This is a genomic window from Streptomyces sp. NPDC059452 (genome assembly GCF_042750035.1).
GTDB lineage: Bacteria > Actinomycetota > Actinomycetes > Streptomycetales > Streptomycetaceae > Streptomyces.
The window spans coordinates 111,307-125,983 of record NZ_JBHYVE010000015.1; the positions used below are offsets into that span (position 1 = coordinate 111,307).

The 14,677-nt window shown below is 72.0% G+C and carries 9 protein-coding genes; 4 read left to right on the top strand and 5 right to left on the bottom strand.

The features are described from left to right. Positions 1–144: 144 nt before the first annotated feature. The 3 genes from ACFW9Z_RS20845 to ACFW9Z_RS20855 form a co-directional block, all read right to left on the bottom strand. Positions 145–1,380: an ABC transporter substrate-binding protein gene (locus tag ACFW9Z_RS20845; RefSeq protein WP_384642837.1), complete on the bottom strand. Its 1,236-nt coding sequence runs from the start codon at positions 1,378–1,380 to the stop codon at positions 145–147. A 630-nt stretch (positions 1,381–2,010) separates the two neighbouring features. Then, complete coding sequence (locus ACFW9Z_RS20850; protein ID WP_384642840.1) at positions 2,011–2,481, bottom strand: PaaI family thioesterase; 471 nt, start codon at positions 2,479–2,481, stop codon at positions 2,011–2,013. 89 nt (positions 2,482–2,570) lie between these two features. Further along, complete coding sequence (locus ACFW9Z_RS20855; RefSeq protein WP_384642843.1) at positions 2,571–4,871, bottom strand: FdhF/YdeP family oxidoreductase; 2,301 nt, start codon at positions 4,869–4,871, stop codon at positions 2,571–2,573. Positions 4,872–5,084: 213 nt separating this feature from the next. On the opposite strand from ACFW9Z_RS20855, the gene polA reads away from it, so the two are divergent. Continuing rightward, on the top strand, positions 5,085–7,796 hold the full coding sequence (polA, locus tag ACFW9Z_RS20860) for a DNA polymerase I (RefSeq protein WP_384642846.1): 2,712 nt from the start codon (positions 5,085–5,087) through the stop codon (positions 7,794–7,796). A gap of 63 nt (positions 7,797–7,859) precedes the next feature. On the opposite strand, the gene ACFW9Z_RS20865 is transcribed toward polA, so the two are convergent. Then, the gene (locus ACFW9Z_RS20865) at positions 7,860–8,732 is read right to left on the bottom strand and encodes a DUF4184 family protein (RefSeq protein WP_384642849.1); all 873 of its coding nucleotides are present in this window, start codon (positions 8,730–8,732) and stop codon (positions 7,860–7,862) included. A 189-nt stretch (positions 8,733–8,921) separates the two neighbouring features. Here ACFW9Z_RS20865 and ACFW9Z_RS20870 point away from each other — a divergent pair, with 189 nt between their 5' ends. From ACFW9Z_RS20870 to ACFW9Z_RS20880, 3 genes are all read left to right on the top strand, one after another. Then, positions 8,922–10,670, top strand: a complete 1,749-nt coding sequence (locus ACFW9Z_RS20870) for a lytic transglycosylase domain-containing protein (RefSeq protein ID WP_384642852.1) — start codon at positions 8,922–8,924, stop codon at positions 10,668–10,670. Positions 10,671–10,842: 172 nt separating this feature from the next. Further along, the gene (locus tag ACFW9Z_RS20875) at positions 10,843–10,980 is read left to right on the top strand and encodes an SPW_0924 family protein (RefSeq protein ID WP_384642855.1); all 138 of its coding nucleotides are present in this window, start codon (positions 10,843–10,845) and stop codon (positions 10,978–10,980) included. A gap of 65 nt (positions 10,981–11,045) precedes the next feature. Then, positions 11,046–12,020: a DUF3068 domain-containing protein gene (locus tag ACFW9Z_RS20880; protein WP_384642858.1), complete on the top strand. Its 975-nt coding sequence runs from the start codon at positions 11,046–11,048 to the stop codon at positions 12,018–12,020. Positions 12,021–12,065: 45 nt separating this feature from the next. On the opposite strand, the gene hrpB is transcribed toward ACFW9Z_RS20880, so the two are convergent. Beyond that, the gene (gene hrpB, locus ACFW9Z_RS20885) at positions 12,066–14,648 is read right to left on the bottom strand and encodes an ATP-dependent helicase HrpB (RefSeq protein ID WP_384642861.1); all 2,583 of its coding nucleotides are present in this window, start codon (positions 14,646–14,648) and stop codon (positions 12,066–12,068) included. Positions 14,649–14,677 lie beyond the last annotated feature (29 nt).

Sequence of the window (14,677 nt, forward strand, 5' to 3'; positions counted from 1 at the left end):
GCCCCCCCGGGGGGGGGCCCCCATGGCCTTTATTGTGGGGGGGGGGGCTTTAGGGGTTTGGGTTTTGGGGGTGGTTGGCCGGGCGGGGGGGGGGGTGGGGGGCCCCCCCCCCCCGCGGCCGGTGGTGGGTCAGGCTGGTGGGTGTCAGCTGGTCAGTTCGCCGGACTTGACAGCCGCCCAGTCGCCGTCCTTGTACTCGTAGACGGTGAGCTGCTTGTTGGTGGTGTCACCGAACTCGTCGAAGGAGACCTTGCCGGTGACGCCGTCGAAGTCGACGGAGCCGACGGCCTCGGCGACCTTGGCGCGGGCGTCGCTCGGGAGCTTGCCGTCGTTGGCCTCGACGACCGCCTTGACGGCCTCGATGATCGCCCAGGTGGCGTCGTAGGAGTAGCCGCCGTACGCCTCGAAGGGCTCCTTGTAGCCGCCCTTCTCGTAGTTCGCGACGAACTCCTTGGCGGACGGGAGGGTCTCGATCGGCGCGCCGACGGAGGTGGCGAGGTCGCCCACGCCCTCCTTGCCGGAGAGCTTGATGTACTCGCCGCTGTAGATGCCGTCGCCGCCGACGAGCGGGATCTTGGCGCCGGCCTTCTTGATCTGCTTGCTGAGCGGGCCGGCCGCGGGGTACTCGCCGCCGTAGTAGACGACGTCGGCGCCGGAGCTCTTGACCCGGGTGGCGACCGAGGAGAAGTCCTTGGTCTCGGGGTCGATGTGCGCGGTGCCGGCGACCTTGCCGCCGAGCTTCTCGAACTCGGCCTTGAAGGTGGCGGCCAGGCCGGCGCCGTACGTCTTCTTGTCGTCGATGACGTAGACGTTCTTCTTCTTGGCGTCGTTGAAGAGGTACTGCGCCGCGAACGGGCCCTGGACGGCGTCCGTGGTGGAGGTGCGGAAGTAGGAGGCGAACGGGCGGGCCTTGGTGCCGCCGTTCCAGTCCTGGCCCTGGGTGAGGGAGGGCGAGGTGTTCGCCGGGGAGACCTGGACGAGCTTGGCGTCGGCCAGGACCTTCTGCATGGACTCGCCGACGGAGGAGTTCAGCGGGCCGACGGTGCCCAGGACCTTCTTGTTGGCGACGAACTTGGTCGCGTTCTGCTGGCCCGACGACGGCTGGGCCTGGTCGTCGAGGGCCTGGATCTCGAAGGTGACGCCGGGGACGGTCTTGTTCTTGTTGGCCGTCTTGACGGCGAGGTCGGCGGAGTTCTTGATGCCGAGGCCGAGGGCGGAGAGGTCGCCGGTCAGCGGGGCGTCAAGGCCGATGACGACGGTCTGGTTGCCGCCGCCGTCGCCGCTGTTGCTGTTGCTGTCGTCGCGCGAACCGCAGGCGGTGAGCGTGAGCGCTCCGGTGGTGAGCGCGGCGGTGAGTATGAGCAAAGAACGGTGTCGCACGAAAGGTCCTTTCCCTGGCGCGGCCTCCTCTGCATGAGGTGCCGTGTCGATCGCCGGGCCGTACTGGGGTGGTACAGGGGGCCGTGCAGCAGACACGCCCGGCGGCGCGGTGACTGGCGGTGACTCTAAGCGCAGCCGGGGGCCTCCGGGACGGGTCGGCTACGGATGTGACTCTCTTGTTATGCCCTTGAGCAAGGCTTGAGGTTCCTGGGTGCAGATGGGTGGCTTTGGCACGGAGTGCGGAGTGACCACATGCTGAGAACGCGCAGCTCTGCTAAGGGGCTTGGGGTGATCATGGTGCTGACGCGGGGAGGTGGCGGCGTCGGGCGTGTCGGGGCGCCCCGGGGGCCTCGGGCCGGGGTGGGCGGCTGGTTTTCGCATCTCGTGCTTGTTACGGAGTGTCACGACGGCGAAGGTGCGTTCGAGTCCGCTGAGGCCAATGTGGCTGCTGAGTGGCTCATGGAACGCCGTGTGCCGTCAAGGGTGTTGACCGAGTGTGCTGGTCAACACCGCTGGAATTGGTGGGGATATGGCGCTGCCCGGCCGGAATGCGAGGTGCGATTCCGGCCGGGCAGGGTGGCCTTGCGGGGCGGTACGGGGGTGGTGCGGGGGTGACGCGGGGTGCTGGTGTCAGCGGGCGTCCGGGGTGGGGGCGTCACGCAGGAGGCAGGTGAGGCGGGCGGTGCAGACCCGCTTGTCCTGTTCGTCGGTGATGACGATCTCGTACGTGGCGGTCGAGCGGCCCCGGTGTACGGGGGTGGCGACGCCGGTCACGAGGCCGCTGCGGACGCCCCGGTGGTGGGTGCAGTTGAGGTCGACGCCGACGGCGAGCTTGGTGGCGCCGCCGTGGAGCATGGAGCCGATGGAGCCGAGGGTCTCGGCGAGGACGGCGGAGGCGCCGCCGTGCAGGAGGCCGTAGGGCTGGGTGTTGCCCTCGACGGGCATGGTGCCCACGACGCGGTCGGCGGCGGCCTCGACGATGGTCACGCCCATGCGTTCGCCGAGGTGGCCGGCGGAGAAGAGGGCGGGGAGGTCGACGCCGAGGGCCGCGTACTCGTCGATGACTTCCTGCGGGAAGAGGGGTGCGGTCTGCTCGCCCATGGGTCCGGCTCCGATCGTCTGCGCTGGTTCATTGCTGTCTGCACTGTTCTTATCAGACGGCTGAGCGGACGCTTAGGGAGTGGCGGTTTTCAGTCGGTGGCCCGGGGGCTCTCGGTGGCCCGGGGGCTCTCGAAGCGGATGACGACGGACTTGCTGGCCGGGGTGTTGCTGGTGTCGGCGGTGGAGCCGAGCGGGACCAGGACGTTGGTCTCGGGGTAGTAGGCGGCGGCGCAGCCCCGGGCGGTGGGGTAGTGGACGACGCGGAAGCCCTCGGCGCGGCGCTCCACACCGTCCTTCCATTCGCTGACGAGGTCGGTGTAGGAGCCGTCGGGCAGGCCGAGGGTGTCCGCGTCGTCGGGGTTGACCATGACGATCCGGCGGCCGCCCTTGATGCCCCGGTAGCGGTCGTCCAGGCCGTAGATGGTGGTGTTGTACTGGTCGTGGGAGCGCAGGGTCTGCAACAGGAGCCTGCCTGCGGGGAGTTCGGGGAACTCGACGGGGGCGGCGGTGAAGTTGGCGCGGCCGGTGGCGGTGGGGAAGCGGCGTTCGTCGCGGGGGGCGTGGGGGAGGGTGAAGCCGCCGGGGCGGGCGACGCGGGCGTTGAAGTCCTCGAAGCCGGGGACGACGCGGGAGATGCGGTCGCGGATGGTGGCGTAGTCCCGCTCGAAGGCTTCCCAGTCGGTACGGGACCGGGTGCCGAGGACCGCGCGGGCGAGGCGGGCCACGATCGCCGGTTCGGAGAGCAGATGGGGGCTCGCGGGGGCCAGGTTGCCGCGGGAGGCGTGGACCATGCCCATGGAGTCCTCGACCGTCACGAACTGCTTTCCGCCCGCCTGGACGTCCTTGTCGGTGCGGCCGAGGGTGGGCAGGATCAGCGCGCGGGTGCCGGTGACGGCGTGGGAGCGGTTGAGCTTGGTCGACACATGGACGGTGAGGCGGGCGCGGCGCATGGCGGCCTCGGTGACGGCGGTGTCGGGGGTGGCGGCGACGAAGTTGCCGCCCATGGCGAAGAAGACCTTGGCCTCGCCGTCGCGCAGGGCCTGGATGGAGCGCACCACGTCGTAGCCGTGGTGGCGGGGCGAGGTGATGCCGAACTCCTTGTCGAGGGCGTCGAGGAAGGCCGGTGCGGGCCGTTCGAAGATGCCCATGGTGCGGTCGCCCTGGACGTTGGAGTGGCCGCGCACGGGGCAGACCCCGGCGCCGGGGCGGCCGATGTTTCCGCGCAGGAGGAGGAAGTTGACGACTTCGCGGATGGTGGGCACGGAGTGCTTGTGCTGGGTGAGGCCCATGGCCCAGCAGACGATGGTGCGCTCCGAGGCGAGGACGAGGGCGAGTGCCTGTTCGATCTCGGTGCGGGTGAGGCCGGTGGCGGTGAGGGTCTGGTCCCAGTCGGCGGCTTCGGCGGCTTTGGCGAACTCTTCGTAGCCGTGGGTGTGTTCGGTGACGAACGCGGTGTCGACGGCGCCCTCGGTGGCCAGGATCAGCTTGTTGAGGAGGCGGAAGAGGGCCTGGTCGCCGCCGATGCGGATCTGGAGGAAGAGGTCGTTGAGCGGGGTGCCCTTGAGCATGCCGAGCGGCGTCTGGGGGTTCTTGAACCGCTCCATCCCGGCTTCGGGGAGCGGGTTGACCGAGATGATCCTCGCTCCGGAGTTCTTGGCCTTCTCCAGGGCGGAGAGCATCCGGGGGTGGTTCGTGCCGGGGTTCTGTCCGGCGACGATGATCAGGTCGGCCTGGTGGAGGTCTTCCAGGGAGACGCTGCCCTTGCCGATGCCGATGGTCTCGGTGAGCGCCGAACCGGACGACTCGTGGCACATGTTGGAGCAGTCCGGCAGGTTGTTGGTGCCGAACTCGCGGGCGAAGAGCTGGAGGAGGAACGCGGCCTCGTTGCTGGTGCGGCCCGAGGTGTAGAAGAGGGCTTCGTCGGGGGAGCCGAGCGCGGTCAGCTCCTCGGCGATGACCGCGAAGGCGCGCTCCCAGGTGATGGCCTCGTACCGGTCGGCGCCTTCGGGGAGGTACACCGGCTGGGTGATCCGGCCTTGCTGGCCCAGCCAGTACCCGCTGCGCTCGGCGAGGTCGGCGACGGGGTGGGCGGCGAAGAAGTCGGGGGTGACGCGGCGCAGCGTCGCCTCCTCGGCGACGGCCTTCGCCCCGTTCTCGCAGAATTCGGCGGTGTGCCGTTTCTCGCCCTCGGGCCAGGCGCAGCCGGGGCAGTCGAAGCCGTCCTTCTGGTTGACCTTGAGGAGGGTCCGCGCGGTGCGGCGTACGCCCATCTGCTGTTGGGCGATGCGCAGGGAGTGAGCGACGGCGGGCAGCCCGGCGGCGGCGTGCGGGGCCGCCTCGACCTGCGGGGCGTCCTGGACCGGGTCACCGGTCGGCGGCTTGCTGGCCATGATGCTGCTCCCCTTCGAGCGCTTCTTCCGCGGGCGTTCTGCCTCGGTATCGATCCTGTCACGCACCACTGACATCGCACCCGGCCGGGCGGTGTGTCACGGGGCGGGCGCGGGTCGTGCACGGGCGGGCGGGGGTCGTACAGCGGGTGTGTGAGGGCTGTACGGGGTCGTGCCCGGTCCGGATTGTCAGTGGGCCGTGGCAGGATCGGGGGCGTGGCTGAGACGGCATCGAAGAAGACGGCAGACAACCGACCGCGCCTGCTCCTCATGGACGGGCACTCCCTGGCGTACCGGGCGTTCTTCGCCCTGCCCGCGGAGAATTTCACGACGGCGGTGGGGCAGCCGACGAATGCCGTGTACGGCTTCATGTCGATGCTGGCGAACACCCTGCGTGACGAGGCGCCCACGCACTTCGCGGTCGCGTTCGACGTGTCCCGCAAGACCTGGCGGGCGCAGGAGTTCCCGGAGTACAAGGCGAACCGCTCCAAGACCCCCGACGAGTTCAAGGGGCAGGTCGAGCTGATCGGCGAGCTGCTGGACGCGATGCGCGCGGACCGGTTCGCGGTGGACGGGTTCGAGGCGGACGACGTCATCGCGACGCTGGCGACCCAGGCCGAGGCGGCCGGGTTCGAGGTGCTGATCGTCACCGGTGACCGGGACTCCTTCCAGCTGATCACGGAGAACGTGACCGTGCTGTACCCCACCAAGGGGGTCTCCGAGCTGACCCGGTTCACCCCGGAGAAGGTTTTCGAGAAGTACGGGCTCACCCCGCAGCAGTATCCGGACTTCGCCGCCCTGCGCGGCGACCCGTCGGACAACCTGCCGGGCATCCCCGGGGTCGGTGAGAAGACGGCCGCGAAGTGGATCAACCAGTTCGGTTCGTTCGCCGAGCTGGTGGAGCGGGCCGAGGAGGTCAAGGGGAAGGCCGGGCAGAACTTCCGGGACCACCTGGACGCGGTGAAGATGAACCGGGTGCTGACCGAGATGGTCCGGGACGTGGAGCTGCCGAAGTCCCCGGCCGACCTGGAGCGCGCCCCGTACGACCGCACGGCGGTCACCGGTGTCCTGGACATACTGGAGATCCGCAATCCGAGCCTGCGCGAGCGTCTTCTCGCCGTCGACCCGGGCGCGGCGGAGGCCGAGCCGCCCGCACCCGCCGCCGGTATCGAGCTGGACGGGGTGGTGCTCGGCGCGGGTGAGGTCGGCCCGTGGCTGGAGGCGCACGGTGCGCAGCCGCTCGGTGTGATGACCGTCGACACCTGGTCCCTGGGCGCCGGTACGGTCACCGAGGTCGCGCTCGCCTCCGCCGGCGGGGCCGCCGCCTGGCTGGACCCGGCGCAGCTGGAGGAGGCCGACGAGCGGGCGTTCGCCGCCTGGGTGTCCGACCCGGAGCGGCCGAAGGTGCTGCACAACGCGAAGAACGTGATGCGGGTCTTCCCCGAGCACGGCTGGCGGCTCGAAGGCGTCGCGATGGACACCGCGCTCGCCGCGTATCTGGTGAAGCCGGGCCGCCGCTCCTTCGCCCTGGACGCGCTGGCCGTGGAGTATCTGGGCCGCGAGCTGGCCCCGGCCGCCGCCTCCGACGGGCAGCTGGCCTTCGGCGCGGACGACCGGGCCGAGCAGGACGCCCTGATGGCGCAGGCCCGCGCGGTGCTGGACCTCGGGGACGCGTTCACGACCCGCCTCCAGGAGGTCAACGCGACCGAGCTGCTGTACGACATGGAGCTGCCGACCTCGATCCTGCTGGCCCGGCTGGAGCGGCACGGCATCGCCGCCGACCGGGCCCATCTGGAGTCCATGGAGCAGCAGTTCGCCGGGACCGTGCAGCAGGCGGTGAAGGAGGCGCACGCGGCGGTGGGCCGCGAGTTCAACCTCGGTTCGCCCAAGCAGCTCCAGGAGATCCTCTTCGGCGAGCTGGGCCTGCCGAAGACGAAGAAGACCAAGACCGGGTACACGACGGACGCGGACGCGCTGGCCTGGCTGGCTGCGCAGACCGAGCACGAGCTGCCGGTCCTGATGCTGCGCCACCGCGAGCAGGCGAAGCTCCGCGTCACGGTCGAGGGCCTGATCAAGACGATCGCCGCCGACGGACGCATCCACACCACGTTCAACCAGACGGTGGCGGCGACCGGCCGGCTCTCCTCCACCGACCCCAACCTCCAGAACATCCCCGTCCGCACCGACGAGGGGCGGGCGATCCGCCGGGGCTTCGTCGTCGGCGAGGGCTTCGAGACGCTGATGACGGCTGACTACAGCCAGATCGAGCTGCGGGTCATGGCGCACCTCTCCGAGGACGCCGGTCTCATCGAGGCGTTCACCTCCGGCGAGGACCTGCACACCACGGTCGCCTCGCAGGTCTTCGGCGTCGACAAGAGCGCCGTCGACCCGGAGATGCGCCGCAAGATCAAGGCCATGTCGTACGGCCTGGCCTACGGCCTCTCCGCGTTCGGCCTCTCCCAGCAGCTGAACATCGACCCGGCCGAGGCGCGGGTGCTGATGGACACCTACTTCGAGCGGTTCGGCGGGGTACGGGACTATCTCCACCGGGTCGTCGAGGAGGCCAGGGCCACGGGATACACCGAGACGATCCTCGGCCGCCGCCGGTATCTCCCCGACCTCAACAGCGACAACCGCCAGCGCCGTGAGGCCGCCGAGCGGATGGCGCTCAACGCCCCGATCCAGGGCACGGCCGCCGACATCGTGAAGGTGGCGATGCTGCGGGTGGACCGGGCGCTGCGGGAGGCGGAGCTGACCTCGCGGATGCTGCTCCAGGTGCACGACGAAATCGTGCTGGAGATCGCGGAGGGCGAGCGGGAGCAGGTGGAGCGGATCCTGCGCCACGAGATGGCCGACGCCGTCGAGCTGCGCGCCCCGCTGGACGTCTCGATCGGCGTCGGCACGGACTGGGAGTCGGCGGCCCACTGAGCCACGGGAGACCGGAGGGCCCGGATCCGCATCGCGGTTCCGGGCCCTCCCCGTCGGCTCCGCTCACCGGTCGGCAGCCGCTTCCACCGGGGACCCGTCCGCCCCGGACCCCTGCCCCGGGCCCTTCTTCGGCTGTCGTCCGCGCAGCAGCCGTATCCACACCCCGTACAGCAGCAGCCCGGCCGCCAGTCCGGCGCCCGCGCCGAAGCAGGCGGTCGGGACGAGGTCGAGCAGGTTCTCCACCTGCCCGAAGTGGGCGTACCAGCGCACGCAGCGGTGGACGGTGCCCAGCAGCACACAGGCGGCCAGCAGGCCGAGCGCGCCCCACCGTTCGCCCCGGCCGAGCTCCGGGAGCGCCTCCGGCACCGGGACGGCGGCCGTGCGCCGCAGACCGGTGGTGACGAACCAGCCGAGCACCACGAGGGCCACCGCCGAGCTGCCGTACTGCGCGAACTGGTAGAGCGGGAAGCCGCCGACGCTCCGGTTGAGGAACGGCAGCAGCTCCGTCCCCCACCGGCTGTGGTGGGTGAACGCGTCCCACACCACATGCGTGGCCGCCCCGAGCACGGCGGACCGTATGAACCACAGCCAGGCGGACGGCCCGAACGACTCCCGGGTCCACCGCTGTCCCCGTACGTAGGAGTGGACGCGGCCCCGTACGCGTACCGGAAGCAGCGCCACCAGCGGTTCGCGCAGCGCCACCCAGACCGCCACGAGCACGGCGGCGATCAGCACGTTCACGGTGACCACGCCGAGGAAGGTGTGGGTGAACCAGCCGAACCCCATGGCCCCGGGGATCACCGTGTCCGCGAAGTAGGTGATGTCGGGCGCGAACGAACCGGCGACGAGGGCGGAGGGGATCAGCCCCCAGCGGCCGGTCCCGTCGCGGCGGACGACCGGGAGCACGGCGGCGGCATGGCTGAGCGTGAACGGCATGGCGGCAAGTATGCGGGAACGCTTAGGGCACCCTCCGTTGCCCCCTGGGACAACGTGCTTACGGGAACGTGAAAAAACAGTAAGAACCGGTCAGGGTGCGGTGCTCGGGCGTCACAAGTTGCCGTAGGGTCGCTGGAGTCCTCGTGCTGGGGAGCGCGAGCAGCCGTCGAGGGGGAGGGACCGGAACGTATGGCAGCGCACATTCGCCGACGTCTGCGCAAGGGAGCCACGACCACCGCGGTGGCAGCGGCCGCCGTGGCGGCGCTCGCGGCCTCCCAGGCACCCGCGGCTCCGCTGGCCGAAGGGCCGGCGGGCGGGGACCAGCAGGCGGCCGGCGGTGAGGCGGGCGGCTCCGATGGCGGTGCGGCCACCGGCAACTCCCCGTACTACACGGACCTTCCGCCGCTCGTCACGCCCGACCGGCCCGGTTCGTCCAGCAATCTCCCGGTCGCCACCGGCAGTGCGGAAGCGGGTATTCCGGCGACGGTCCTGGCCGCGTACAAGCAGGCCGAGCGGTCCGTCGCGACCACGGACCCGGCCTGCCGGCTGCCCTGGCAGCTCCTCGCGGCCATCGGCAAGGTCGAGTCGGGCCAGGCCCGCGGCGGCCAGGTCGACGCGAACGGCACCACCCCCACCCCGATCCTCGGCCCGGCTCTCAACGGCCAGGGCTTCGCACTGATCAAGGACACCGACGGCGGGGCGTACGACGGCGACGCCGTCCACGACCGGGCGGTCGGTCCGATGCAGTTCATCCCGTCGACCTGGGCGATCTGGGGCCAGGACGCCAACGGTGACGGCCGCAAGGACCCCAACAACATCTATGACGCGGCGCTGGCCGCCGGGCGCTACCTCTGCGCGGGCGGCCGCAACCTCGCCGTCGCCGCCGATCTCGACCGGGCGGTGCTGAGCTACAACCAGTCGACGGAGTACCTGCGTACGGTCCGGTCCTGGTTCGCGTACTACCAGCGCGGCACGCACGAGGTGCCCGACGGCAGCGGAATCCTCCCCACCGCGCCGAGCATCCCGTCCCCGAGCCCCGACCCCAGCCGGACGCCGAGCGCGCAGCCCTCACCGTCGCCCTCCAAGCCGGGCACGACGAAGCCGGGCCCCGGCGCCACGAAGCCCGGCGGTGGCGGCTCCACCAGCCCGACGCCCAGCCCGACGCCGCCCCCGACCCCGACGCCCACCCCGCCTCCCACGCCGACGCCCCCGAAGCCGACCCCGTCCCCGGCCGAGACCTTCGGCTCCCTGGAGAACGCGGGCACCGGCCCCCTCACCGCCCCCGCGGGCGGGACGTTCGACGAGCGCGTCTCCGTACGGGCCAGGAACGCGCTGGGCGCACCGATGGCCGAGGTGCCGGTCACCTTCACCGTCACCGGGACCACCGGCACGCTCTTCGAGGGCGGCAGGAAGACGGTCACGGTGACCACGCGGGCCGACGGCACCGCCACCGCGCCCGTGCTCGACGCGGGCGAGAAGGCGGGCGAGTTCACGGTGACCGCCACCGCGGGCACCGTCCGGCCGCGCACCCTGACCTACGCGGCGAGCGTCACCGCCCGCCAGGCCGACGCGATCGTTCGGACCGACGGCAAGGCGCTCGTCGCCGCGCCCGGGACGCAGTTCGTGGACGCCGTCACCCTCAAGGCCACGTACAAGGGCGCTGCCGCCGCCGGGGTGGCCGTCACCGCCACGCTGATCGCGGACGGCGACAAGCCCGTCGAGAACGACAAGGGCCCGTACTTCAAGGACGCGGCGGGCGAGCCGCTGCGCACCCTGGCCCTCACGACGGACGCCGACGGCCTGCTCCGGCTCCCGGCCCTCTTCGCCGACGCGAACCCGGGCACGTACCGGCTGCTCCTCACCACCGAGGGCGGCGCCACGGTCGTCATCGAGCTCACCGTCCAGGCCCCGGAGGAGACGCAGACCCCCGAAGCCTGACCCACCGCGCTCCACCGACAGCCCCCGTGCCCACCCGGCGCGGGGGCTGTCCGCTTCTGTGTTCCCGTACCGCGCTTCTTCTGTTCTCATCTCGCGCCCCGGTTGCTACGGTGCCCCACCCCTGACGGCCCATCAGGTCGCCACCGTCGGATCATCTTCCGGGAGGTCGGGCATGCGTGCTCTCGTCGCCGCCGCCATCGGACTGGCCGCCGCCCTCGCGCTCGTGTTCACGGTCTCCGCCGTCGGGGCCCCGGCCGGCGAGACCTCGCCCGAACCGCTGCTCACCACGGTCCCGGGCCCGAAGAAGTAGCTCCGAAGAAGTAGCTCCGAAGCAGACCCGAAGAAGTAGTCCCGCAGAGGGAAGAGGTCACCGCCATGCGCCGCCGAGCCGGTCTCGTACTCCTGGCCCTCGCCGTCTTCTTCGCCGCCCTGTCACCGCTGCTGCGCTGGTACGCCTTCCCGCGCCTGGCCAAGGTCCCGCCGAACCAGTACCAGGAGGTCGTCCTGGAGGCGAAACCCGCCGTCCTCCTCGACTACACGACCCTCAAGGCGAAGGAGGTCGAGAAGGTCACCATCGTCCAGACGCTCAAGGGCAACGTGGAGGAGTCCGAGAAGATCGAGCGCAGCGCCGGGCGGGACGTCGTCGTCTGGGACGCGCTCTCCTACATCGAGGGCCCCGACGGCAAGATGGTCTCCGAGATCCCCGAGCGGTACATCTTCGACGCCCATACCCAGGCCCCCGTCAACGCCACCGGTGAGATGGTCGACGGCGACCCGGTCCGCCGCGAGGGCATCGAGTTCAAGTGGCCCTTCCTCACCGAGAAGCGGGACTACGCGTACTTCGACGCCCAGACCCGTACCACCGCCCCCATCCACTACAAGGGCACCCGCACCTTCCGGGGCCTGGAGGTCTACTACTTCGAGCAGACGGTCCCGTGGACGAAGGTCCCGATGCCGAAGAAGATGCCCATCGCGGGGGTCACCGCCGAGCAGATCGCGCAGACCGGCATGACCCGCTGGTACACCACCAAGCGCATGTTCTGGGTCGAGCCGGTCACCGGGGCGCCGGTCAACGGCGAGGAGATCCACGAGGAGGAGCTGCGCGACGCGAAGAAGATGGGCATGTCCGAGGACACCGTCACCGCCTTCTCCGGCCATGTGAAGATGCGCGAGGACTACATCGTGGACACGGTCGAGCTGGTGAAGTCCCAGCGCGTCCTGGTCCTTCTCCTCACCTCCTACCTGCCCTGGGGCTTCCTGGGCCTGGGCATCGGCCTGCTCACGCTCGCGCTGTGGCTGGAGGCGCGCTCGCGGCGGCCGGAGGGCGCGGAGGGTGTTGTGAACGCTTGAGGCGGCCGGAGGGTGTTACGAACGCTTGAGGGTGGCCGGAGGGTGTTATGAACGCTTGAGCCGCGCCGAGGTGTACCGCGTGGCCTGTACGGTCGCGGGGTCCTCCGGCCACGGATGCTTCGGGTAGCGCCCGCGCAGCTCCGCCCGTACGGCCTTGTAGCCGTCCTGCCAGAACGACGCCAGGTCCGCCGTGACGGCCGCCGGGCGCCCGGCGGGGGAGAGGAGGTGGACCAGGACCGGGACCCCGGCCACCCGGGGCGTCTCGCTCAGCCCGAACAGCTCCTGGAGCTTGACGGCCAGTACGGGCTGCTCGCCGCCGTACTCGACCCTGATACGGGAGCCGCTCGGCACCTCGATCCGCTCCGGCGCCAGCTCGTCCAGCCGCACCGCCTCACCCGTCGCCCACGGCAGCAGCCGGCGCAGCGCCTGGCCCGCGTCGATCCGGCCCAGGTCCGAGCGCCGACGGGCCCGCGACAGCTCCGGCTCCAGCCACGCCCCGGTCTCCGCCAGCAGCGCCGCGTCCGACACGTCCGGCCACGGCGCCCCCACCACCCGGTGCAGGAACGCCAGGCGGAGCCGGAACTGCTCACTGTCCCGGGTCCACCGCAGCAGCCCAAGACCCTCCCGCCGCAGCCCTTCCACCAGGGCCCCGCGCACCAGTTCCGCGTCCGGCTGCTTCAGGGGCCGTACCGCCAGCTCCACCGCCCCGACCCGGTCCACCGACCGGGCCACCACCTCACCGTCCACCCAGCGCACCTCCTCGCCCCGCACCCGCAGGTGTCCGGCGGCCAGGAGCGCGGTGTCCTCGTCGACCACGGCCGCCAGCCGGACCCGGGCGGAGGCCGCGTGGGAGGGCCGGTCCGCGACGGCGACGGCCAGCCAGGGCGCGCTGCGCAGCCGCGACCCGTCCCGCAGCTCCGCGCCCGTTCCCGACACCATGAGGAAGGCCCCGTCGCCCCGGGCCCGTGCCACCCGCTCAGGGAAGGCCAGCGCGGCGACGAGCCCGACGACGGCGTCGTCGGAGCGGCCGCCCGCGGTGGGCCCGGAACCGCAGCCGCCGGTTCCCGAGGGTGCGCCGCCGGAGCCGGAGCCCGGCGATTTCCCGGAGCCGGAGCCGGAGCCCGTCCCGTCCACCTGGGACGACAGCCGCCGCACCTCCTGCTTCCAGCGCCCCGCGTACCCGTCCTGGCCCCGGCGGGCGGTCCGCAGCGCCGCCGCGAGATCGTCCCCGTACTCCCTCGGCGGCTCCTCGCTCAGCAGCGCCACCACCTCGGCGGCCCGCCGCGCCCCGGCCTCCCGGGCGCCGTCCAGCAGGGCGCGGGCCAGCCGTGGGTGCAGCCCGAGCCGGGACATCCGTACGCCGCGTTCCGTGACCCGGCCGGTCGCGTCCACCGCCCCGATCGCGCTCAGCACCTCGCGGGCGGCGCCCATCGCCCCGGCGGGCGGCGGGTCCAGCAGGGCGAGCGAGGAGGCGTCCGGATCGCCCCAGCACGCCGCCTGGAGCGCGAACGCGGCGAGGTCGGCCACCTTGATCTCCGGCGAGGGGAAGCGCGCGAGCCGCCCGTCCTCGGCCTGCTCCCAGCACCGGTACACCGCCCCGGCCGCCTCACGCCCGGCCCGGCCCGCACGTTGCCGTCCGGCCGCCTGGGAGGCCCGTACGGTGGTCAGGGCGCTCAGGCCCCGGGCGTGGTCGGTACGGGGTTCCCGGGCGAGGCCCGAGTCGACGACGGCCCGCACCCCGGGGACCGTCAGCGAGGACTCCGCCACCGAGGTCGCCAGGACCACCCGCCGCCCCTCGGAGGACCCGGCGAGTACCGCGTCCTGCACGGCGGCCGGGGCGCGCCCGTGCACCTGGAGCACTTCGGCGTCGACCCCGGCGAGCTGCCCGGCCACCCGCGCGATCTCCCCGACACCGGGCAGGAAGCAGAGCACGTCCCCCTCCCGCTCCGCGAGGGCCCGCCGCACGGTGGCCGCCACATGCGTCAGCAGCGCCGGATCGACACGCATCCCGTGCGGAGGCTTGACGGGGCGTGCGGGCGGGGCCCAGACCACCTCCACCGGATGCGACACGCCCTGTGCCTCGATGACCGGCGCGTCGCCCAGCAGCCGGGCCCACCCCTCCGCGTCCGTCGTCGCCGATGCCGCCACCAGCCGCAGATCGGGCCGGATCGCCTCCCGTACGTCCAGGAGAAAGGCGGCCACCGTGTCGGCGTCCAGATGGCGCTCATGGCACTCGTCGATGATCACCACATCGACCCCGGCCAGCTCCTGGTCCCGTTGGAGCCGCTGGAGCAGCACCCCGGTGGTCACGACCTCCACCACCGTCTCCCGCCCCACCACGCGCTCCCCGCGCACGGTGAAACCGATCCGGCCGCCGGGCCGCTCCCCGAGCAGCCAGGCCATCCGCCGCGCCGCCGCCCGCGCGGCGATCCGGCGCGGCTCGGCGACCACGACCCGGCGTACGGGCCCGCCACCGGTCAGCCCGGCCAGGACGAGCGGCACGAGGGTCGTCTTGCCGGTGCCGGGAGGGGCGCACAGGACGGCGACGCCCCGGTCGTCGAGCGCGCGCTCAAGGGCGGGGACGGCGGTGCGGACGGGCAGACGGTCCAGGGCTTCGGTGCGGATCACGGTCCCAGTGTCGTACGCGGACCTCTCCC